The 20,022-nt window shown below is 71.1% G+C and carries 20 protein-coding genes; 17 read left to right on the top strand and 3 right to left on the bottom strand.

Annotation, left to right across the window (positions count from 1 at the left end; all coding sequences use genetic code 11):
* The 13 genes from ACE3PU_RS10600 to ACE3PU_RS10540 form a co-directional block, all read left to right on the top strand.
* Positions 1-493, top strand: a 493-nt coding sequence (locus tag ACE3PU_RS10600; protein WP_374389503.1) for a tetratricopeptide repeat protein, incomplete at its 5' end; no start/stop codon positions are given.
* 70 nt (positions 494-563) lie between these two features.
* Complete coding sequence (gene ccmE / locus ACE3PU_RS10595) at positions 564-1,151, top strand: cytochrome c maturation protein CcmE (RefSeq protein ID WP_374389501.1); 588 nt, start codon at positions 564-566, stop codon at positions 1,149-1,151.
* The gene (locus ACE3PU_RS10590) at positions 1,148-3,136 is read left to right on the top strand and encodes a heme lyase CcmF/NrfE family subunit (RefSeq protein WP_374389499.1); all 1,989 of its coding nucleotides are present in this window, start codon (positions 1,148-1,150) and stop codon (positions 3,134-3,136) included. Before ccmE ends, ACE3PU_RS10590 begins: the two co-directional genes overlap by 4 nt.
* Complete coding sequence (locus ACE3PU_RS10585; protein ID WP_374389497.1) at positions 3,133-3,639, top strand: cytochrome c-type biogenesis protein; 507 nt, start codon at positions 3,133-3,135, stop codon at positions 3,637-3,639. The genes ACE3PU_RS10590 and ACE3PU_RS10585 overlap by 4 nt, the downstream gene beginning before the upstream one ends.
* Before the next feature lie 105 nt (positions 3,640-3,744).
* The gene (locus ACE3PU_RS10580) at positions 3,745-5,286 is read left to right on the top strand and encodes a Do family serine endopeptidase (RefSeq protein WP_374389495.1); all 1,542 of its coding nucleotides are present in this window, start codon (positions 3,745-3,747) and stop codon (positions 5,284-5,286) included.
* Between the two features lie 83 nt (positions 5,287-5,369).
* The gene (locus ACE3PU_RS10575; protein WP_374389493.1) at positions 5,370-6,041 is read left to right on the top strand and encodes a response regulator transcription factor; all 672 of its coding nucleotides are present in this window, start codon (positions 5,370-5,372) and stop codon (positions 6,039-6,041) included.
* A gap of 92 nt (positions 6,042-6,133) precedes the next feature.
* Positions 6,134-6,547: an endonuclease domain-containing protein gene (locus tag ACE3PU_RS10570; protein ID WP_374389491.1), complete on the top strand. Its 414-nt coding sequence runs from the start codon at positions 6,134-6,136 to the stop codon at positions 6,545-6,547.
* Complete coding sequence (locus ACE3PU_RS10565; protein ID WP_374389489.1) at positions 6,548-7,963, top strand: ATP-binding protein; 1,416 nt, start codon at positions 6,548-6,550, stop codon at positions 7,961-7,963. It abuts the gene before it with no gap.
* 23 nt (positions 7,964-7,986) lie between these two features.
* Positions 7,987-10,869 carry a bifunctional [glutamine synthetase] adenylyltransferase/[glutamine synthetase]-adenylyl-L-tyrosine phosphorylase gene (locus ACE3PU_RS10560; RefSeq protein WP_374389487.1) on the top strand — a complete coding sequence of 961 codons (2,883 nt, stop codon included), beginning with the start codon at positions 7,987-7,989 and terminating at the stop codon, positions 10,867-10,869.
* Between the two features lie 72 nt (positions 10,870-10,941).
* Positions 10,942-11,568: an EF-hand domain-containing protein gene (locus tag ACE3PU_RS10555; protein ID WP_374389485.1), complete on the top strand. Its 627-nt coding sequence runs from the start codon at positions 10,942-10,944 to the stop codon at positions 11,566-11,568.
* 66 nt (positions 11,569-11,634) lie between these two features.
* Positions 11,635-12,201, top strand: coding sequence for an RNA polymerase sigma factor (locus ACE3PU_RS10550; RefSeq protein ID WP_374389483.1), 567 nt, complete (start codon positions 11,635-11,637; stop codon positions 12,199-12,201).
* Positions 12,198-12,608 (top strand): hypothetical protein, encoded by a 411-nt coding sequence (locus ACE3PU_RS10545; protein ID WP_374389481.1) that lies wholly within the window; start codon positions 12,198-12,200, stop codon positions 12,606-12,608. The genes ACE3PU_RS10550 and ACE3PU_RS10545 overlap by 4 nt, the downstream gene beginning before the upstream one ends.
* Positions 12,605-13,087, top strand: a complete 483-nt coding sequence (locus tag ACE3PU_RS10540) for a periplasmic heavy metal sensor (RefSeq protein ID WP_374389479.1) — start codon at positions 12,605-12,607, stop codon at positions 13,085-13,087. Before ACE3PU_RS10545 ends, ACE3PU_RS10540 begins: the two co-directional genes overlap by 4 nt.
* 33 nt (positions 13,088-13,120) lie before the next feature.
* Here ACE3PU_RS10540 and ACE3PU_RS10535 read toward each other — a convergent pair whose 3' ends face one another.
* Positions 13,121-13,795, bottom strand: a complete 675-nt coding sequence (locus ACE3PU_RS10535; protein ID WP_374389477.1) for a bifunctional 4-hydroxy-2-oxoglutarate aldolase/2-dehydro-3-deoxy-phosphogluconate aldolase — start codon at positions 13,793-13,795, stop codon at positions 13,121-13,123.
* A 99-nt stretch (positions 13,796-13,894) separates the two neighbouring features.
* Positions 13,895-15,229 (bottom strand): sensor histidine kinase, encoded by a 1,335-nt coding sequence (locus ACE3PU_RS10530; protein WP_374389475.1) that lies wholly within the window; start codon positions 15,227-15,229, stop codon positions 13,895-13,897.
* Between the two features lie 152 nt (positions 15,230-15,381).
* Here ACE3PU_RS10530 and ACE3PU_RS10525 point away from each other — a divergent pair, with 152 nt between their 5' ends.
* Complete coding sequence (locus ACE3PU_RS10525) at positions 15,382-15,639, top strand: Lrp/AsnC ligand binding domain-containing protein (protein ID WP_374389473.1); 258 nt, start codon at positions 15,382-15,384, stop codon at positions 15,637-15,639.
* 2 nt (positions 15,640-15,641) lie between these two features.
* On the opposite strand, the gene ACE3PU_RS10520 is transcribed toward ACE3PU_RS10525, so the two are convergent.
* Positions 15,642-16,145: a GNAT family acetyltransferase gene (locus ACE3PU_RS10520; protein ID WP_374389471.1), complete on the bottom strand. Its 504-nt coding sequence runs from the start codon at positions 16,143-16,145 to the stop codon at positions 15,642-15,644.
* 139 nt (positions 16,146-16,284) lie between these two features.
* Between ACE3PU_RS10520 and ACE3PU_RS10515 the strand changes: the two genes are divergently transcribed.
* From ACE3PU_RS10515 to ACE3PU_RS10505, 3 genes are all read left to right on the top strand, one after another.
* Positions 16,285-17,469, top strand: coding sequence for an acyl-CoA dehydrogenase family protein (locus tag ACE3PU_RS10515; RefSeq protein ID WP_374389469.1), 1,185 nt, complete (start codon positions 16,285-16,287; stop codon positions 17,467-17,469).
* 3 nt (positions 17,470-17,472) lie between these two features.
* On the top strand, positions 17,473-18,591 hold the full coding sequence (locus ACE3PU_RS10510; RefSeq protein ID WP_374389467.1) for an acyl-CoA dehydrogenase family protein: 1,119 nt from the start codon (positions 17,473-17,475) through the stop codon (positions 18,589-18,591).
* 43 nt (positions 18,592-18,634) lie between these two features.
* The coding region (locus tag ACE3PU_RS10505; RefSeq protein ID WP_374389465.1) for a DNA polymerase III subunit gamma/tau at positions 18,635-20,022 on the top strand (1,388 nt) is incomplete at its 3' end.

Genomic DNA, 20,022 nt, shown 5'->3' with positions numbered 1-20,022 from the left:
TGAGCGCCGCGTCGACCAGTGGGCGGGCGAGCTGGACACGCTGGAGCCGCCGCAGATGGCGGCGGTGGTGGGGCGCGTGGTGCGGGAGCGGCCGGACGACCGGCGGGCGCTGGCCATGCTGGGCGTGGCGCGGTTCCAGGCCGACGATCCGCTGGGCGCCGCCTCGGCCTTTCGCCGTCTGGTGGAGCTGGAGCCGACGGACGCCCAGGCCTGGGCGCGCCTGGGCGAAAGCCTGGTGCGCGCCAACGACGGCCGCGTCGGCGCCGACGCCGAGGCCGCCTTCCGCGAGGCGGTCCGGCACGATCCCGACCAGTTGGGGGCGCGCTTCTTCCTGGGCGAGGCGGCGCTTGTGCGCGGCGACGCGGCGGAGACCCGCGCGCAGTGGACGCCGCTGATCGCCGCCCTGGATCCCGCCGACCCGCGCCGTCAGGACCTGGAGCGCCGCTTGCCGCCGGAGGGCGCGACCCGCCCAGCCGAGAGTGCTGCGCAATGACGCCTTGGCTCCGCCCTGACCCGGCGCTATCTCCGCCCCTCCCGTCCTCCGACCCCGGATCGAGCGCCGCATGAGCTGGCTGCCCAAATCGCCCAAGGCGCGCCGGCGCCTGTGGATCGTCGCCGCCGCCGCGCCGATCCTGGCGCTGGCGGTCGGCCTGTCGCTGTGGGCCATGCAGGACAGCGTGACCTTCTTCTATTCGCCGTCCGAAGCGACCGCCGAAAAGGCCCCCGAGGGGCGCAACATCCGTCTGGGCGGGCTGGTGGAGGCGGGCAGCGTCGCGAAGGGGGCCGACGGCTCGGTCGTCTTCGCCGTCACCGACAACGCCGCGACCACGCGCGTCAGGTACCAAGGCGACCTGCCGGACCTGTTCCGCGAGGGGCAGGGCATTGTGGCGCAGGGTTCGTTCGGCCCGGACCGGGTGTTTCACGCCAGCCAGGTCCTGGCCAAGCACGACGAGAACTATATGCCGCGCGAGGTCGCTGACCGCCTGAAGGAAAAGGGCGAGTGGCGGCCCGAGGGCGAGACGGACCCGCGCGAAAGCAGGCCGCAGGCCGTTAGCGCGGCAGAAATGCGCTCAAGCAGGCCGCAGGCCGTTAGCGCGACAGAGATGCGCTCAAGCAGGCCGCAGGCCGTTAGCGCGACTGAGAGCCTATGATCGTCGAGTTCGGGACCTTCGTCCTGTTGCTGGCCCTGGCGCTGTCGGTGCTTCAGACGGCGCTGTCGGGGGTCGGGCGGTGGCGACGCAGCCCGGTCCTGGCCGGGGCGGGCGAGGGGGCGGCCCTGGCGGCGGCGGGGGCGATCGCCCTGGCGTTCGGCGCGCTGATCTTCGCCTTCGTCACCTCGGACTTCTCGGTCTCGAACGTGGCGGCCAACAGCCACACCGACAAGCCGATGCTGTACAAGGTCGCCGGCGCCTGGGGGAGCCACGAGGGGTCGCTGCTGCTGTGGTGCCTGGTGCTGACCGTCTTCGGCGGCGCCCTGTCGCGGGCGCGCGGCCTGCCGTTCGGACTGAAGACATCGGCCGTCGCCGTGCAGGGAGCGCTGGGCTCGCTGTTCCTGGCCTTCGCGGTCTTCACCTCCAGCCCCTTCACGCGCCTGGACCCCGCGCCGTTCCAGGGCGCGTCGCTGAACCCGCTGCTTCAGGACCCGGCGCTGGCGGGGCATCCGCCGCTGCTCTACGCCGGCTACGTCGGCTTTTCGGTCTGTTTCTCCCTGGCGGTCGCCGCCCTGATCGAGGGGCGGGCGCAGACCGCCTTCTGGCCCGCCTGGGGGCGCTGGGTGCGGCCGTGGGCCCTGGCCAGCTGGGCCTTTCTGACCGTCGGCATCACCCTGGGGTCGTTCTGGGCCTATTACGAGCTGGGCTGGGGCGGCTGGTGGTTCTGGGATCCGGTCGAGAACGCCAGCTTCATGCCGTGGCTGGCGGGCGCGGCCCTGCTGCACAGCGCCGTGGTCACCGAGCGGCGGGGGGCGCTGGCGGGCTGGACGGTGTTCCTGGCGCTCCTGGCGTTCAGCTTTTCGATGCTGGGCGCCTTTCTGGTGCGGTCGGGCGTCCTGACCAGCGTGCACGCCTTCGCGGTCGATCCCGAGCGGGGGCTGATGCTGCTGGCGATCCTGGGCGTCACGGCCGGCGCCGCCTTCGCCCTGTTCGCCTGGCGCGCGCCCCAGCTGAAGGGCGGCGGCCTGTTCGCCCCCGTCAGCCGCGAAGGGGCGCTGGTGCTGAACAACCTGTTCCTGACGGCGGCGGCGGCGACGGTGCTGTTGGGCACGCTTTATCCGCTGATCCTCGAGGCCGCGTCGGGCGCGACCATCTCCGTCGGTCCGCCCTATTTCGCCGCCACCTTCAATCCGCTGATGATCGTCGCCTTCATAATCCTGCCCGCCGGGCCGCTGCTGGCGTGGAAGCGTGGCGACCTGACCGGCGCCCTGCAGCGGCTGACGGCGGCCGCAGCCATCGCCGTCGTCGCCGCGCTGCTGGCCTGGGCGCTGTTCGAGCCGAGAAAGGCGCTGGCCGCCGCCGGCGTCGGCCTGGGCGGCTGGCTGATCGCCGGGTCGCTGGCCGAGCTCGCAGATCGCGGCCGCCTGTTCCGGGCGCCCGCGGCCGAGAACCTGCGCCGGTTCAGGGGGCTGCCGCTGGGCGCCTGGGGCATGGCGCTGGCGCACCTGGGGCTGGGGGTCTTCATCCTGGGGGCGGTGGTCGAGACCGGCTTCAAGGCCGAGAGCGCGCGGGCGCTAGCCGTCGGCCAGAGCGTCTCCGCCGGGCCGTGGGCCGTGACGCTGGATCAGGTGCGCGTGGTCGAAGGGCCCAACTATCTGGCCGAGCAGGGCCGGCTGACCGTGCGGCGCATCGATGGGCGCGGCCGGGCCGAGACGGTGACGCCCGAGCGCCGCTTCTTCCCCGCCGGGGGGCAGATCACGACCGAGGTCGGCCTCGATTTCCGCGGCCTTAACGACGTCTATGTGGTGCTGGGCGAGCGGACCGAGGCGGCCGGCCAACCCGCCTGGACCGTGCGCCTGTACTGGAACCCGTGGGCGCGGCTGATCTTCCTGGGGCCCGCGATCATGGCGCTGGGCGGCGTGCTGTCGCTGATGGACCGGCGCCTGCGGCTGGGCGTCGGCGCACGGCGGAGGAAGCCCGCATGAGGCGCGCCCTGGTCCTGCTGGCTGCGCCGGCGCTGGCGGTGATGCTGACGGCGGCCGAGCCCCCCGCCACGCCGGATCGCCCGCTGACGGACGCAGCGCAGGAGGCGCGGGCCCGGGCGCTGTTCGCCGACGTGCGCTGCGTCGTCTGCCAGCACGAATCCATCGCCGACAGTCCGGCGGGCGTCGCCGGCGACATGCGTCGCCTGATCCGCGAGGAGATCGCCCAGGGCGCGAGCGACGATCAGGTCCGGGCCGACCTGGTGCGGCGGTTCGGCGACTATGTGCTGTTCCGCCCGCCCGTGCGGCTGGGGACCTGGCTGCTGTGGTTCGGACCGTTCGTGCTGGCGGCGCTGGCGGGCCTGATCCTGATCGGGCGCGCGCGGCGGCGCCCGGCCGAGGCCGAGCCCCTGTCGCCCGAGGAGCAGCGTCGCCTGGACGATCTTCTCCAAAATGAGACTCTTCGCCGCGAAGCTGACGCAAGCTCGCCTCACGACGGGCGCTAGGCGGGAACAACGATCGGCGGGCGGATTTTGGCCTTCGGGCCGATCGGCCTATATCAGACGCGAACCGGGCCCGCTCGGCCCGGACAGAGGATCGCAAGGACCACGATGCTGAAGCGCAAGGAGTTCATTCTGGGGGCCGCGGCCGGCCTGACCCTGGCGGCGGCCGCGACCGCCGGCGGCGTCATCACCTGGCCGGGCGCGCACGCCGAGCCCCAGGCGGTGAACCGGATCACCCCCGTGCCGGCCAACGGCGACAGCTTCTCGCCCCCGCCCGGCGCCCCCAACAGCTTCGCCACCATCTTCGAACAGGTCGCGCCCGCCGTCGTGCAGATCGACGTGACGGTGCCGGTCGAGCAGCCGCAAGGCATGTTCCAGATCCCCGGCCTGCCGTTCCAGTTCGTGCCGCCGAACGGACGCGGCGGTCAGCAGGGCCAGGACGCCGAGCCGCAGACCACCCAGGGCGCCGGCTCGGGCTTCTTCATCTCGCAGGACGGCTACATCGTCACCAACAACCACGTCGTCGCCGACGCCACCGAGATCAAGGTGAAGATGTCCGACGGCCGCGAACTGCCGGCCCGGCTGATCGGCCGCGACGCGGGCACCGACCTGGCCGTGATCAAGGTCGAAGGCAACGACTTCAAATACGTCAGCTTCGAAGAGACGGCCGAGCCGCGCGTCGGCGACTGGGTCATCGCCGTGGGCAACCCCTTCGGCCTGGGCGGCACCGCCACGGCGGGCATCGTCTCGGCCAAGGCGCGCGACATCGATCCGCAGGGCTACAACGACTACATCCAGATCGACGCGGCCATCAACCGGGGCAACTCGGGCGGCCCGACGTTCGACATCTATGGTCGCGTGATCGGCGTGAACTCGGCGATCTTCTCGCCGACCGGCGGCTCGGTCGGCATCGGCTTCGCCATTCCGGCCGAAACCGCCAAGTCGATCACCGGCCGCCTGATGCGCGGCGAGAGCATCGAGCGCGGCTATCTGGGCGTCCAGATCACCAACCTGTTGGACAACTATCGCGAAAGCCTGGGCCTGCCGGAATCGCAGAAGGGCGCCTACATCGCCGAGGTCACGCCGGACGCCCCCGCGGCGCGCGGCGGTCTGCGGCCCGGCGACGTCGTGGTCGCGCTGAACGGCAAGCCGGTGGAAGGTTCGACCGAACTGACCCGCGCCGTCGGCGCCGCCAAGCCGGGCGATGATCTGCGTCTGGAGGTTCTGCGCGAGGGTCGACGCGAGACGGTCAACATCCGCGCCGGCACCCGGCCGGCCAACCTCGAGGTCGCGTCCAGCGGCGACAGCGGCTCGGGCGCGCCGGCCAATCCCGGCGCCGCCTCGGGCGAAGTCGTCGAGGGCATGACCGTGGCGCCCGTCACCGGCGCGCTGCGTCGCCGCTTCGACATCCCGGACAGTGTCGACGGCCTGGTGGTGACCGCGGTCAGCCCGCAGTCGCGCGCCGCCGCGCTGAGGTTCCAACCCGGCATGGTCATCCTTCAGGCGAACGGCCGCAGCGTTCGTTCGGCCGCCGATCTCAAGGGCGCGGTCGAGACGGTCAAGAACGCCGGCCGTCCGGGCGTCCTGCTGCTGATGCGCACGCCGCAGGGCAATGCGCCGGTGGTCCTGCCGCTGGGCGACAAGAACTGATCGGCAGTCTGAAAAAGCCTTAACTCGTCAATCGCCGCCGATGCGCTACCATCGGCGGCGATTTTGATTCCGGGAGAGGGCCGATGCGGATTCTGGTGGTCGAGGACGACGCCGAGGCGGCGACCGCCATGGTGCGGGGCCTGACCGAGGCGGGCCACGACGTGACCCACGCCGTCGACGGCGCCTTCGGCCTGCTGGAGGCGCAGAAGGGCGGCTATGACGTCTATGTCGTGGATCGGATGATGCCGCGCCTGGACGGGGTGGGCATGGTCGAGACGGTGCGCAAGGGCGGCGACCAGACGCCGGTGCTGTTCCTGTCGGCGCTCGGCGAGGTCGAGGACCGGGTCACGGGCCTTAAGGCCGGCGCCGACGACTATCTGGTCAAGCCCTACGCCTTCGCCGAACTGATCGCGCGGGTCGAGGCCCTGGCGCGTCGGCGCGAGACCGGCGGCGTCCAGACCGTGCTCAAGGTCGGCGAGCTGGAGATGAACCTGATCGGCCGCACCGTGCATCGCGGGACCACCGAAATCGACCTGCAGCCGCGCGAGTTCCAGCTGCTGGAGTTCCTGATGCGCCACGCCGGCCAGTCGGTGACCCGCACCATGCTGCTGGAGAAGGTCTGGGAGTACCATTTCGACCCCCAGACCAACGTCATCGACGTCCACATCAGCCGCCTGCGCTCCAAGATCGACAAGGGCTTCGACAAGGCCATGCTGCAGACCGTGCGCGGCGCGGGGTATCGGTTGGAGGCGTAGAATTCTCCCTCCCCTTCATGGGGAGGGTGGTCGAGCGAAGCGAGACCGGGTGGGGAAATACCGTGTCAGAAGCGACAAGCCGCGCCCGGGCCATGCGCAAGACGATGACGCCGCCCGAGGCGCGGATGTGGGTGAACCTGAAACGTCTCCGCGCCCAAGGGTATCATTTCCGACGGCAGGCGCCGTTTCGCGGCTACTTCCTGGATTTCGTCTGTTTCGAGAGACGGCTGGTGATTGAAGTCGACGGTCAGCATCACGGCGAGGACGCGCAGGCGCTGCATGACGCGCGCCGCGATGCGACCCTGGCGACAGAGGGTTTTCTGACGTTGCGTTTCGACAATCCGTCCATCCGCGATCACATCGGCGAAGTCATGGAGCATGTCATGCGAACGCTGGAGGCGCGCCCCGGACTTCGGTCGGATGGTGGGGCCGGCGATGGGGGCGGGAATACGAACCCCACCCGGCGGCTTCGCCGCCACCCTCCCCATGAAGGGGAGGGAGAATAGATGCGCCTTCCTTCCCTTCTTCGCCGCACGCCGTTTCGGCTGACGCTGCTGTTTCTGGCGCTGTTCGTGGCGGCGGCGGGGGCGATCCTGGCCTATGTCTATTTCGCCTCGGCGTCCGAGGCCCAGGCGCGGGCCCAGGCGGACGTGCAGGGCGAGCTGAACGCCCTGACCGCCATCCACCGGACGCGCGGCGTCGATGCGCTGAACCAGGCGCTGGTGGAGCGCACCATCCGCGGCGGCCCCTATCTGTATCTGCTTACCGGCGCCGACGGAAAGATCGTCACCGGCAACCTGTCGGTCATGCCCTTCGATCTGAAGCGGGCGCGCCAGGCCGGTCGCGGCGAATGGAGCACCTTCCGACTGACCACCACCGACGAGGACGGGCGGGTCGAGAACCGCCGCTCGATCGGCGTGATCCTGCCGCTGGCGGGCGGCGAGACGCTGTTCGTCGGCGAGGATATCGGCGGGATCGAGGAATATCTCTCACGCCTGACCCAGGCCCTTTGGGGGGCGATGGCGCTGGTCATGCTGCTGGGGCTGGCGGGCGGCCTCTACATCAGCCGCCGGGTCGAGGCGGCCATGGGCCAGCTGAATCGCGTCGTGCAGGCGGTGCAGGAAGGCGACCTGAAGCAGCGCGCCGTCATCCGCCATTCGGGCGACGAGCTGGACGAACTGGGCCAGGGGCTGAACACCATGCTGGACCGGCTGGAGGCGTCGATGGCCTCGATCCGTCACGCCGGGGACGCCATCGCCCACGACCTGCGCTCGCCGCTGACCCGGATGCGGGCCAAGCTGGAGGTGGCGCTGATCGACGCCGAGGCGGGCAAGGTCAACGGCGTGGACGCCCTGAGCATCGCCCTGGACGAGGCGGACCACCTGCTGAAGACCTTCAACACCGTCCTGGCCATCGCGCGGCTGCAGGCGGGCGGGGCCCCCGATCCACAGGTGTTCGACGCCTCGGACCTGGCCGCCGACATGGCCGAGCTTTACGAGCCGGCCGCCGAGGACAAGGACATCGACTTCTCGGCCGAGGTGGAGAAGGGGCTGATGGTCGAGGGCAACCAGCCGTTCCTGGCCCAGGCGCTGGCCAATCTGATCGACAACGCCATCAAGTACACGCCGGCGGGCGGGGCGGTGAAGCTGAGGGCGCGGCGGCGGTCGTCGGGCGAGATCGAATATTCCGTCACCGACACCGGGCCGGGCGTGCCCGAGGAAGACCGCGAGCGGGTGGTCCAGCGCTTCGTCCGGCTGGACAACAGCCGCACCGAGCCCGGCTCGGGCCTGGGGCTGTCGCTGGTGACGGCGGTGGCCGAGGCGCACGGCGGCCGGGTGGTGCTGGACGAAGGACCAGGGGCCTACGGCGGCTTCGGACCGGGCCTGCGGGTCGCGCTGGTGCTGCCGCCGGCTGCAAGCTGACCCTTCTTTCCGCGGATGATCTTATGGCCAAGCCACTGTTCCAAGACCTGCGGCCAGCCGGTCCCGTCGCCAATCCCGCCGCCGCCGACCGCCTGCATGAGGCGTTGACCGAGGCCGCGCGGACGGACGGCTGGTCCGACACCCTGACTGCGGCCTGGCCCGCGCTGGCGCCTGTGGCCGGCGCCTCGCCCTATCTGTCCGGCCTGATGCGACGGCGCCCCGCGCACCTGCGCCTGATCCTGGAGGCCGATCCGGACGCGGCCCTGGCCGACATCCTGTCGCGAACCGACGCGCTGGACGACGAGCCGGAGGCGATGAAACAGCCGCTGCGCGTGCTGAAGGCGGACCTGCATCTGCTGACGGCGCTGGCCGACCTGGGCGGCGTGTGGAGCCTGGACCAGGTGACCGAGGCCCTGTCGCGCTTCGCCGACGCGGCCTGCCGGGCGGCGCTGCGGGCCGTCGGCGCCGAGCAGCGCGCGCGGGGCCGGCTGATCTCGTCCCCGGACGATGCGCGCGGGCCGGTCCCCGGTCTGTTCGGCCTGGCCATGGGCAAGCACGGCGCCAATGAGCTGAACTATTCCTCCGACATCGACATCTCGCTCTTCTACGAGCCGCGCCTGCTGACGCTGGCCCTGCGTGAGGGCGAGGAGATGCAGGACTTCGTCAATCGTGTCGCCAAGGGCGTGGCCGGTCTGCTGACCGAGCGGACCGCCGACGGCTATGTCTTTCGCGTCGACCTGCGGCTGCGCCCCGACCCGTCGTCCACCCCGCCGGTGGTCGCGGCCCCCGCGGCGCTGGCCTATTACGAGAGCGTGGGACAGAACTGGGAGCGGGCGGCCTTCATCAAGGCCCGGCCCGTCCTGGGCGACATGCGCGCCGCCGGCCGGTTCCTGAAGGCGCTGGTCCCCTTCATCTGGCGTCGCAGCCTGGACTACGCCGCCGTGCTCGACATCCAGGCCATCAAGCGCCAGATCCACGTGCACAAGACCGGCGAGGGGCTGGAGGCCGCCGGCGCCAATCTGAAGCTGGGCCGGGGCGGCATCCGCGAGATCGAATTCTACGCCCAGACCCAGCAACTGATCCTGGGCGGCCGCGATCCGGAGCTGCGCGAGCGCCGCACGCTGGACGCGCTGGAGGCCCTGTCCGCCGCTGGCCATGTGCCGCCCGAGGTCGTCCAGGCGCTGTCGTCGGCCTATGTCGAACTGCGCGGGCTGGAGCACCGCGTGCAGATGCTGGACGACGAGCAGACCCACCGGCTGCCGCAGGACGCCGAGCGCCGCGCCGCCGTCGCGGCGCTGGCGGGCGAAGCGGATCTGGCGGCGTTCGACGCCGCGGTCGAACGGCTGCTGCTGGGCGTCAACCAGCGCTATGGGGAGCTGTTCGAGGGCGGGGAGGAGCTGGATTCGGTCTACGGCAGTCTGGTGTTCACGGGCGTCGAGAACGATCCGGAGACCCTGGCCACCCTGTCGCGCATGGGGTTCGCCGAGCCGGGCGCGGTCGCCGACACCATCCGCAGCTGGCACCACGGCCGCATTCCCGCGACGCGGACGGCGCGCGGGCGCGAGCTGTTCACCCGCCTGGCGCCGCGCCTGCTGGAGGCGCTGGCGCGTTCCGGGGCGCCGGACGCCGCATTCACCCGTTTCGCCGCCTTCTTCTCGGGCCTGGCGGCGGGGGTGCAGGTCCAGGCGCTGTTCCTGAACCAGCCGAAGCTGTTCGAGATGGTGGTCGGCGTCATGGCCTTCGCCCCGCGCCTGGCGCGGACGCTGGGGCGTCAGCCGGCGGCGCTGGACGGGGTGCTGGACGCCCGCTTCCTGACCGACCTGAGCGAGGACACCGGCCTGGTCGAACAGATGGCGCGCGAGGCCAGAGAGGCCGGGGATTTCGAAGGCGCGATGAACGCCGTGCGCCGGCTGCATCGCGAACAGCTGTTCCGCATCGGCCTTCACGCCATGACCGGCCGGGCGGGGCCGGAAGCGGCGGGTCGCGCCTACGCCGCCCTGGCCGACGCCGCCATGCGCACCCTGGGCCCCGCCGCCCTGGCCGAGACCGAACGCCTGGGCGGCGACTTTCCCGGGGCGGTGGCGGTGGTGGCCCTGGGCAAGGCGGGGTCGCGCGAGATGACGGCCGGGTCGGACCTGGACCTGATGACGCTGTATGCGGCGGCCGACGGCGCGCAATCGTCGATCAAGGGCTGGAGCGCGGACGTCTTCTATGTCCGTTTCACCCAGCGGCTGATCTCGGCCCTGTCGGCGCATACGGCCGAGGGCGGGCTGTACGAGGTGGACATGCGGCTTCGCCCGACAGGGTCCAAGGGGCCGGTGTCGGTGCGGCTGTCCGCCTTCGACGACTACTACGCCGCCGAGGCCGAGACCTGGGAGTTCATGGTCCTGACCCGCGCGCGCGTGGTGTGGGCCAGCGACCCGGCCTTCGCCGCCCGGGTGGCCGAGACGATCGAGGGGGTGTTGCGGCGTCCTCGCCCCGGCGTAGACGTGGCCGCCGACGTCCGCAAGATGCGCGCCCTGATGGACCGCGAGCGCCGGCCGCACGGATTCTGGGACCTGAAGCTGTCGCCCGGCGGCCAGGTCGACGCCGAGTTCGCCGCCCAGTATCGCCAGCTCCAGGCGGCGGCGATCGGCGAGCCGCTGACCGTCTCCACGCTGGAGGCCCTGAACGACGACCCGGTGCTGGCCGAGGCCTGGCGGCTGCAGCAGCGGCTGAGCCAGCTGCTGTCGGCGGGGTTCGAGGGGCGGGTGGACCCGGAGGCCGAGCCCTCCGTGTTTCAGCTTCGCCTGGCCGAGGCCGCCGGCGCGCCGGACTTCGAGACGCTGAAGCGCGAGTTGACGGACCTGCGCGCCCGCGCGCGCACGGCCTTCGAACGCGCCGTTCCGGCCGCCCGCGACGGATAAGGCGGTCTTCCGCGTTCAACGCTCGACAGGGTTGAACAAGGGTCGCGTGTGCGACCGCAGGAGACCATCGGAATGAAGAAGACAATCATTGGCGGCGTGGCCGCCGTCGCCCTGGCCGCCGTCGCCGGCGTCGCCACGGCCCAACCCACGCCGCAGCCCGGCGCCGAACGCGCGCGCGTCCTTCGGGGCGACGCCGATAACGACGGCCGGATCAGCCAGGCCGAGTTCGTGGACGGGCGTCTGGCCCGCCTGAGCGCCGCCGACGCCGATCGCGACGGCTCGGTCAGCCGTGCGGAGATGCAGGCGGTCATGCAGACCCGCCGCGCCGAGCGCGCCGACCAGCGCTTCGCCAAGCTGGATGCGAACGGCGACGGTTCGATCAGCCGGGCCGAGTTCGACGCGGGCCATGCCGCGCGGCCCGAACGCGGCGCGCGCGCTGAACGGGCCGGCCGTGGAGGCCGCCATGCCATGCGCGCCGGCCATCGCCTTCAGGGCCCTCGCGCCCAGGCCGAGCGCGGACCGGTGGTCATCGCCGACGTGCGGACCAAGATGACCGAACGGTTCGCCAAGCTGGACGCGAACAGCGACGGCTTCGTCACCGCTGAGGAGCAGCGCGCCGCGCGCATGGCGCATCGCGAACAGCGCCGCGAGACCCGCCGGATGCGACAACCGGCTTCCCCGGCGCCGGCTTCGGAGTAAGAACCGTGTCGGGATCGGCCGCGATGGGTGAATCGGTCCCTTTCGTCGCTAGCGGAAGAGGCGGGTTTGGTCGCAGTCGACCCCGACGAGGATCTGGTGCGCCGCGTGGGTCAAGGCGACCCCGCGGCGTCGCAGGTTCTGGTCGAGCGCAAGCTGCCGCGCATCCTGGCCCTGGCGCATCGGATGCTGGGCGACGCGGCCGAGGCCGAGGACGTGGCGCAGGAGGCCATGCTGAGGGCCTGGCGTCAGGCCCCGAAATGGCAGGCCGGCAAGGCGCGGTTCGACACCTGGCTGCACCGGGTGGCGCTGAACCTCTGCTACGACCGGCTGCGGCGGCGGCGCGAGATCCCGACCGCCGCGCCGCCGGACCGGCCGGACGAGGGGCCGGCGCCGGACCGGGGACTGCTGGCGGCCGAGACGGGCGCGCGGGTCGATGCGGCCCTGGCCAGACTGCCCGATCGCCAGCGCGAGGCGGTCGTGCTGTGCCACTATCAGGACCTGTCCAACATCGAGGCGGCCGCCCTGATGGACATCAGCGTCGAGGCGCTGGAGAGTTTGTTGTCGCGGGGACGTCGCGCATTGCGCCAGAGCCTCGCTGATTTGTCGCCGAAAGGCGGAGGAGACGGACGATGACGATCGAACGGCTGAAAGCGCTGGCGGAGGCCTACGGCGCCGATCTGCGTCGCTGGCCGGCGTCGGAGCGGCCCTTCGCCGAGAGCCTGATCGCGACCGATGCGGCCGCGCGCGCGGCCTTGGAAGAGGCGGCGGCGCTGGATGGCCTGCTGGACGCCTCGCCGCGCCCGGTTCCCTCGGCCGTCCTTGCGACGCGCATCCTGGCCGCCGCGCCCAAGGCGCGCGAGGCGCGTGCGCATCTCGGCCGGATCTTCTGGTTCCTGGGCGCCGGCTGGGCGGCGGCGGCCTGCGCCGGCGTGGTCGCGGGCGTCGGTCTGACCACCCACCTCACCGCCGACGAGCAGGCGGACGCGATCCTGTACCAGGCGACGCTGAGCGGCGTGGACGACACCGAGGTGCTGGGATGAGGGTTCGGACGCTGAAGATCGTGTTGGCCGTGTCCGTGGCGCTGAATGTCTTCGCCCTGGCCGGAGCCGGCGCCTATGTCGTCAGCCGCGCCCAGGTGGAGCGCAAGGTGGACGCCCAGCGTGGGTCCGGCCGACAAGACGCCCTGGCGGAAGTGCTGGCCGGCCTCGATCCCGCGATCCGCGACGACGCCCGCCAGCGGATGCGCCGCTCGGCCCTGTCCGCCAAGCCCGATTTCGAGGCGGCGCGGAGCGCCCGGCGCGAGGCCATCGACGTGGCCGGGCGGCCGACGCTGGACCAGCCCCGTGTTCGCGCGCTGCTGGAGCAGGCGCGCGCGGCGGAGATGCGCGGCCGCGCCCGGCTGGAAAACGACGCCGTCGCCATCCTGGCCGCCATGAACGCCGAGGACCGCAAGGCGCTGGCGCCGATCCTGCGCCGCAAGGGCGACGGCCGCCGCGCCGTCGCCGGCAAGGACGAGTAGCCGACCCCTCTCCCGGCGGGAGAGGGGCGCACATCATTTGTTCGCGCGGAACGCCGCGACGGCCTCGACCGTCTTCTTCACCTGTGCCTCGATCCCGGCCCAGTCGCCGGCCTTGACCGCGGCGTCGGTGACGAGTTTCGAGCCCATGCCCGCCGCGACGATGCCCGCGCCGAACCATTTGGCGATGGAGGCCTCGTCCGGGTCGACGCCGCCGGTGGGCATGATCTTGACCCAGGGCATCGGTCCCTTCACCGCCTTGACGAAGTCCGGCCCCCCGACCGAGGAGCCCGGGAACAGCTTGACGATGTCGCAGCCCAGTTCGTGCGCCTCGCCGATGTCGGTGACCGAGCCGCAGCCGGGGAAGTAGGCGACCATGCGGCGGTTGCAGACGCGCGCGACCTCGGGGACCAGGCAGGGGCTGACCACGAAGCGCGCGCCGCGGTTCAGATACAGGGCGGCGGTGCCCGCATCGACCACCGAGCCGATGCCCAGCACGATGTCCGGGTCGGTGCGGCTCAGCTCGCGATTGATTTCGCCGAACAGGTCGCAGGCGAAGTCGCCTCGGTTGGTGAACTCGACCACCTTCGCCCCGCCCCGCGCGCTGGCGCGGATCACGTTGAGGCAGACCTCGGGATCGGGATGATAGAAGACCGGGCATACGCCCTGGGTCTCGAGCGCCTGAAGCACGCTGACGCGATCGTGGGCCATGGGTATTTCCTCTGCGACGGGTTCGGCCCGACCTCGGACGTCGGGGACGCGGCGTCAAGTCAAACCGCGTTAGCGAGGCCGCTCCCTCAGGCGCCCCCGTCAGGCCGCCTGGTCGATCGACGCGGGCCAGTCGACGGCGTCGAAGGCGGCGGTCAGGGTGAAGGTCGAGCCTTCGCCCGCGACGGATTGGACCGTCATTTCGCCGCCCATCAGTTCGGCCAGGCGCCTGCAGATGCTCAGGCCCAGACCGGTGCCGCCGAAGCGGCGGGTCGAGGAGGCGTCGACCTGGCTGAAGGGCTGGAACAGCGCCGCCAGGTTTTCGGGCGCGATGCCGATGCCGCTGTCGCGGACGTCCAGCCGGAACCCCAGGCGCCCGTCCGCCAGGCGTTGGCCCGTGAGGCGCAGGCCGACCTCGCCGACGGGGGTGAACTTGATCGCATTGGCCAGGAGGTTGTGGCTGATCTGGGCCAGGCGCAGCACGTCGGCGCGTATCAGGACCGGCCATTCGCCGACGACCTCGACCGTAAAACGCAGGGCCTTGGCCTCGGCCTGGGCGGCCATGGGCCCCACCAGGCGCTGGGCCAGGCCGTCGGTCTCGACCAGGGCTTCGGTCAGGTCCATCTTGCCGGCCTCGATCTTGGTCACGTCCAGGATATCGTTCAGCAGCGACATCAGGCCCTGGCCCGACTGTGTGATGATGTCGACGAAGCCCGTCTGGCGCGCATCCAGCTGTGACAGGCGCAGCAGTTCGGCGGCGCCCAGCACGCCGTTCATCGGGGTGCGCAGTTCGTGGGAGATGACGCCGAGGAAGTTGGACTTGGCGGCGTTGGCGGCGTTGGCGCGGTCGCGCGCCTGCTCCAGTTCGACGATCAACGCGGCCTGACGACGGTTGACGGCGCCCAGCTCCTCGTCGCGCATCTGGGTGATCACCACCTTGATCAGCAAGGCCAGCCCCAGCACCGGCACCATGCCGAGCACGACCCAGAACCCGGGCGACCCCCACAGCCCCACGATCAGAAACACCACCATCGCTGAATAGGGCGCCGATACGATCATCGCTTCCCGCGGCGCCGCGCGCATCTGGGTGAAGACCAGAACATAGCCCGCCATCAGCAGAGCGACCCCCACCGCCACGCTGAACAGGCTGCCGGCCGTGAAGGACAGCCACGGCGCCGCGGCCCAGATGGCGCACGACACCGTCGCCACCAGCAGCCGCAACAGAGTCGGCGACGCGCCGCGCGGACCGGCGCGGCCTTCCACCACCGTGCGGATCATGCCCGCGACCGTGGCCACGACGAACCAGGTCGCCGCGACTCTAAAACTGGTCGTCGTCCACAGCGCCAGCGCCCAACTGGCGATGATCCAGTACCGCAGGTGGCCGGCGGCGATGAGGCGATGAAGAAGGGGTCGTCGGTCGTCGGCCGTGAGGGTCATCGTCGCGCTCCTTTGAGCCAAACCTAGTCAGGGTCTGCTAAGGGACGGTGAACGCTGGATTTTCTGGGAAACCCGTGTGCGGAAGCGTACGCTTTGGCCGGCTTACCGCGCGCGGTGCGATACGCTAGAAGCCGGGCAGGGAGACCACCGCCATGATGACCGCCATCTTCGTCTTCATCAAAACCGAGCCGGGTTTCGCCAATGAGGTGGCGGCCGACATCGTGGACAATGTCGAGAACGTCTCGGAGGTCTATTCGACCTCGGGCCAGCACGACCTCCTGGCCAAGTTCAACCTGCCGCGCGACGCCGACATCGGGACCTTCGTGACGAAACAGGTGCAGACCCGGCCGCACGTGCGCGACACCTTCACCGTCATCACCTTCTCGCCCTTCCTGCCCAAGAAGGGCTGAGGTCAGCGGGCGGAGGCGCGCCGCGCCTTTTCCTTGCGCTCCTCGGCCTCGTCGTCGTCGCCGACCTTCTCCTCGACCGTCGCGGAGAAGCGCTGGAAGGCGCCCAGGCCCACCAGCACCAGGACCGAGGCGATCAGCAGGGCGGTCGGGTAGATCAGCTGGCTGACGTCGGCGCGCGCGGTCTTGAACACCACCACCAGCGCCTCCAGGAACAGGGCGATGACGATGGTGGAGAGGAACTTGGTCAGGCTGCGGCGGGCCTCGGCGGCGCTGCGCTTCTCGTTTCCGCGCCGGACCTCGTCCTCGAAGATGTATTTCGCCACGTCGAACACGGCGATGGCGACGATGACATAGCCCAGCACGTCCAGCACCGCGTCGGCGCCGGACTGGTCCGGCGAACGGATGCTGTCGATCGCGTCGCTGACGCCAAAGCCGATCAGGGCCATGGCCGACAGCAGGAGCAGCAGGCTGGCGCCGGCGAAGACGGCGCGGGTGAGATAGGTCATCGACGGTCCCCCTGGGCCTGACGAACGCGCGAGAAGCGATGCTGTTGCGGCGGGAGGCGAAGCTTCCCCTACGTGACCGTGGTCAATCGAAACCCATCTGCTAACGTCCCCGGAAAGAGGAAACGCGGGGAACACGCGAATGACCGATCTAGAGACCTTCCGCGCCGAGACGCGCGCGTGGCTGGAGGCGAACTGCCCGCCCGAGGTGCGCGGGCCGATGACCTCGGAGGCCGACATGATCTGGGGCGGGCGCGACGCCGTCTTCGCCACGCCCGGCCACAGGCTGTGGTTGGAGCGGATGGGCGAACGCGGCTGGACCGCGCCGGAGTGGCCCCGGGAATACGGCGGCGGCGGCCTGAGCCGCGAGGAGGCCAAGGTGCTGGCCTCCGAGCTGCGGCGCATCAAGGCCCAGCCGGCGCTGAACAGCTTCGGCGTCTGGATGCTGGGGCCGGCGCTTCTGGCCTTCGGGACCGAGGCGCAGAAGAGGCGCTTCCTGCCCGAGATCGTGCGCGGCGAAATCCGCTGGTGCCAGGGCTATTCCGAGCCGGGCGCGGGGTCGGACCTGGCCTCGATCCAGACGCGGGCCGAGGATCGCGGCGACCACTGGATCGTCAACGGCCAGAAGATCTGGACCAGCTACGCCGACAAGGCCGACTGGATCTTCTGCCTGGTGCGCACCGATCCGGAGGCGCCCAAGCACCTGGGGATCAGCTTCGTCCTATTCGACATGAGGACGCCGGGCGTGACGACGCGGCCGATCACCCTGATCAGCGGCAAGTCGCCCTTCTGCGAGACCTTCTTCGACGACGTGCGGGTCGAGAAGGAAAACCTGGTCGGGACGCTGAACCGCGGCTGGGACGTGGCCAAGCATCTGCTGGCGCACGAGCGGACGATGATCGGCGCGATGGGCGAGGTCGCGGGCGGTCGGCCGGTGGGGCAGGTCGCGCTGGACGCCGTGGGGACGGACGAGGCCGGCCGGCTGGACGAGCCCATGCTGCGCGCGCGCATCGCCGAGCTGGAGATCGACCAGGCCGCCTTCCGCCTGGCGATGGAGCGGGTCGGCGATCAGGTGAAGGCGAAACAGGCGCATCCGGCCATCGCCTCCATGCTGAAATACTATGGGTCCGAGCTGAACAAACGCCGCCACGAACTGCTGATGGCGGCGGGCGGCGCGGACGCGCTGGAGTGGGAGAGCGAACGCTCGCGCGGCGGCTCGGCCGCCCGCGACTGGCTGCGCACCAAGGCCAACTCCATCGAGGGCGGGACCAGCGAAATCCAGCTGAACATCATCGCCAAACACCTGCTGCAACTGCCGGGAGCCTGAGCCATGCCCCTGATCCTGACCGAAGAGCAGGCGATGCTGCAGGAGGCCGCCGACGGCTTCCTGGCCGAGAACGCCCCCATCGCCCATCTGCGCAAGCTGCGTGACGACCGCGACGCCGACGGCGTGTCGCGCGACCTGTGGCGGGCGTTCGGCGAGATGGGCTTCGCCGGCGTCATCATTCCCGAGGAACACGGCGGCGCCGGACTGGGCGCGGTCGAGGCGGGCGTGATCGCCGAGAGCCTGGGGCGGACGCTGACGCCTTCGCCCTTCATGGGGTCGGCGGTGCTGTCCGCCAAGGTGCTGGCCGACGGCGGATCAGAGGCGCAACAGGCCTGGCTGCCGAAGATCGCGGCGGGCGAGGCCATCCTGTCGCTGGCCCTGGACGAGGGCGCCAAGCACGCGCCGGCGAAGATCGTGACGCGAGCGGAGCGGGCCGGCAACGGCTTTCGGCTGAACGGCGCCAAGGGCTTCGTGCTGGACGGTCATGTCGCCGATGCCCTGATCGTCGTGGCGAGGGCCGAGGAGGGGACGACCCTGTTCCTGGTCGACCCCCAGGCGGCGGGGGTGGAGATCGAGCGCACCGTCATGGTCGACGCCCACAACGCCGCGCGGGTCGTCCTGGACGACGTCGCGGTCGACGCCGATGCGGTGATCGGCGAGGTGGGGAATGGCGAGGCGCTGCTGAACAGCGCCCTGGCGCTGGGGCGGGCCTGCGCGGCCTCCAGCCTGACCGGCGCGGGGGACCAGGCGTTCAAGATCACGCTGGAGTACCTGCGCACCCGCAAGCAGTTCGGCAAGCTGATCGGCGAGTTCCAGGCCCTGCAACACCGGGCCGCGCACCTGTTCACCGAGCTGGAGCTGGCGCGCGCGGCGACGCTGGGCGCGCTTCAGGCCCTCGATGCGGGGCGCGAAGACGCCGACCTGGCCGCCTCAATCGCCAAGGCCAAGGCCGGGCGGGTGGCGGAACTGGCGGTGCAGGAGGCGGTGCAGATGCACGGCGGCGTCGGCATGACCGACGAGTTCGACGTCGGCCTGTTCATGAAGCGGGCAAGGGTGCTGAACGAACTGCTGGGCGACGCCGGTTTCCACAGCGAGCGACTGGCCCGCGCGCAGGGCTTCTGAGATTCCGCCTGACCGTCCCCGTCCTTCGCGGTAAGACGGGGCCATGACGGACAGCGACCCGAATCTGGACGGCCCGCCCTGGGACGAGGACGTCGTCGAACGCGACGAGAACACCGACGATATGTTCGGCGCGCCCGCGGCCGAGCCCGCCCCTGTGGCCGAGCCTGCGCCGATCGCCGCGCCGGTCGCGACGGCCCCTCCGGCGGCCCAGGAGGCGCCGGCTCAGGACGGCGCCGCCTATCAGGTGCTGGCGCGCAAATACCGCCCGCGCACCTTCGAGGACCTGATCGGCCAGGAGGCGATGGTGCGCACCCTGACCAACGCCTTCGCCACCGGGCGCATCGCCCACGCCTTCATGCTGACCGGAGTGCGCGGGGTCGGCAAGACGACGACGGCCCGCCTTCTGGCGCGCGCCCTGAACAACGAGACCGACAGCATCGACCGGCCGTCGCTGGCCCTGACCGCCCACGGGCGGCACGACGCCGCCATCATGGCGGGCCAGCACATGGACGTGATGGAGATGGACGCGGCGTCGCACACCGGCGTCAACGACATCCGCGACATCCTGGAGAGCGTTCGCTATGCGCCCGTCGAGGCGCGCTACAAGGTCTATGTGCTGGACGAGGTCCACATGCTGTCGACGCAGGCGTTCAACGCCCTGCTGAAGACGCTGGAGGAGCCGCCGCCCCACGCCAAGTTCATCTTCGCCACCACCGAGATCCGCAAGGTGCCGGTGACGATCCTGAGCCGGTGCCAGCGCTTCGACCTGCGCCGCGTCGAGCCGGAAATCCTGGTGGAGCACCTGGGCCGGATCGCCGACCGCGAAGGCATGAAGATCGAGGGCGACGCCCTGGCCCTTATCGCGCGGGCGGCCGAAGGCTCGGTCCGCGACGGCCTGTCGCTGCTGGACCAGGCCCTGGTCCAGGCCGAGGGGGGAGAGACGGTCAAGACCGAGACGGTGCGGGACATGCTGGGCCTGGCCGACCGCACCCAGACCATCGCCCTGTTCGAAAGCGTGATGGCCGGCCGCACGCCCGAGGCGCTGGAGACCTTCCGCACGCTTTACGGCTTCGGCGCCGATCCGGTGCAGGTGACCAACGACCTGCTGGAGCATTGCCACGCCGCCTCGGTGGCCAAGATGCTGGGGCCCAATGCGACGCGCCTGCCCAACGACCAGGCGCAGAAGCTGGCGGCCCTGGGCGCCGCCATCCCGGCCGCCACCCTGTCGCGCACCTGGCAGATGCTGCTGAAGGCGCTGGACGAGGTGCGGCGCGCGCCCAATCCGGCCGATGCGGTGGAGATGGCCCTGGTGCGGCTGGCCTACGCCGCCGACCTTCCGGGGCCGGAGGAGGCGCTGAAGCGGCTGCAGTCCGGCGAGCCCCTGGGCGGCGGTTCGGCGCCGCGCGGCGGTGGCGGCGGCGGCGGGGGCGG

Origin of the sequence: Brevundimonas sp. (assembly GCF_041911375.1) — a bacterium.
GTDB lineage: Bacteria > Pseudomonadota > Alphaproteobacteria > Caulobacterales > Caulobacteraceae > Brevundimonas.
The sequence above is the reverse complement of the archived record's forward strand: the minus strand, read 5'-3'. Positions and strand labels throughout refer to the sequence as shown.

What these genes read in the sequence shown, in the direction of transcription:
- ACE3PU_RS10535 (WP_374389477.1), bottom strand. Translation starts at nt 13,795, where the DNA reads ATGGCCCACGATCGCGTCAGCGTGCTTCAGGCGCTCGAGACCCAGGGC.
- ACE3PU_RS10570 (WP_374389491.1), top strand. Translation starts at nt 6,134, where the DNA reads ATGCGCAAGACGATGACGCCGCCCGAGGCGCGGATGTGGGTGAACCTG.
- ACE3PU_RS10555 (WP_374389485.1), top strand. Translation starts at nt 10,942, where the DNA reads ATGAAGAAGACAATCATTGGCGGCGTGGCCGCCGTCGCCCTGGCCGCC.
- ACE3PU_RS10565 (WP_374389489.1), top strand. Translation starts at nt 6,548, where the DNA reads ATGCGCCTTCCTTCCCTTCTTCGCCGCACGCCGTTTCGGCTGACGCTG.
- ACE3PU_RS10590 (WP_374389499.1), top strand. Translation starts at nt 1,148, where the DNA reads ATGATCGTCGAGTTCGGGACCTTCGTCCTGTTGCTGGCCCTGGCGCTG.
- ACE3PU_RS10585 (WP_374389497.1), top strand. Translation starts at nt 3,133, where the DNA reads ATGAGGCGCGCCCTGGTCCTGCTGGCTGCGCCGGCGCTGGCGGTGATG.
- ACE3PU_RS10520 (WP_374389471.1), bottom strand. Translation starts at nt 16,145, where the DNA reads ATGACCTATCTCACCCGCGCCGTCTTCGCCGGCGCCAGCCTGCTGCTC.
- ACE3PU_RS10560 (WP_374389487.1), top strand. Translation starts at nt 7,987, where the DNA reads ATGGCCAAGCCACTGTTCCAAGACCTGCGGCCAGCCGGTCCCGTCGCC.
- ACE3PU_RS10580 (WP_374389495.1), top strand. Translation starts at nt 3,745, where the DNA reads ATGCTGAAGCGCAAGGAGTTCATTCTGGGGGCCGCGGCCGGCCTGACC.
- ACE3PU_RS10525 (WP_374389473.1), top strand. Translation starts at nt 15,382, where the DNA reads ATGATGACCGCCATCTTCGTCTTCATCAAAACCGAGCCGGGTTTCGCC.
- ACE3PU_RS10540 (WP_374389479.1), top strand. Translation starts at nt 12,605, where the DNA reads ATGAGGGTTCGGACGCTGAAGATCGTGTTGGCCGTGTCCGTGGCGCTG.
- ACE3PU_RS10545 (WP_374389481.1), top strand. Translation starts at nt 12,198, where the DNA reads ATGACGATCGAACGGCTGAAAGCGCTGGCGGAGGCCTACGGCGCCGAT.
- ACE3PU_RS10530 (WP_374389475.1), bottom strand. Translation starts at nt 15,229, where the DNA reads ATGACCCTCACGGCCGACGACCGACGACCCCTTCTTCATCGCCTCATC.
- ACE3PU_RS10510 (WP_374389467.1), top strand. Translation starts at nt 17,473, where the DNA reads ATGCCCCTGATCCTGACCGAAGAGCAGGCGATGCTGCAGGAGGCCGCC.
- ccmE (WP_374389501.1), top strand. Translation starts at nt 564, where the DNA reads ATGAGCTGGCTGCCCAAATCGCCCAAGGCGCGCCGGCGCCTGTGGATC.
- ACE3PU_RS10515 (WP_374389469.1), top strand. Translation starts at nt 16,285, where the DNA reads ATGACCGATCTAGAGACCTTCCGCGCCGAGACGCGCGCGTGGCTGGAG.
- ACE3PU_RS10575 (WP_374389493.1), top strand. Translation starts at nt 5,370, where the DNA reads ATGCGGATTCTGGTGGTCGAGGACGACGCCGAGGCGGCGACCGCCATG.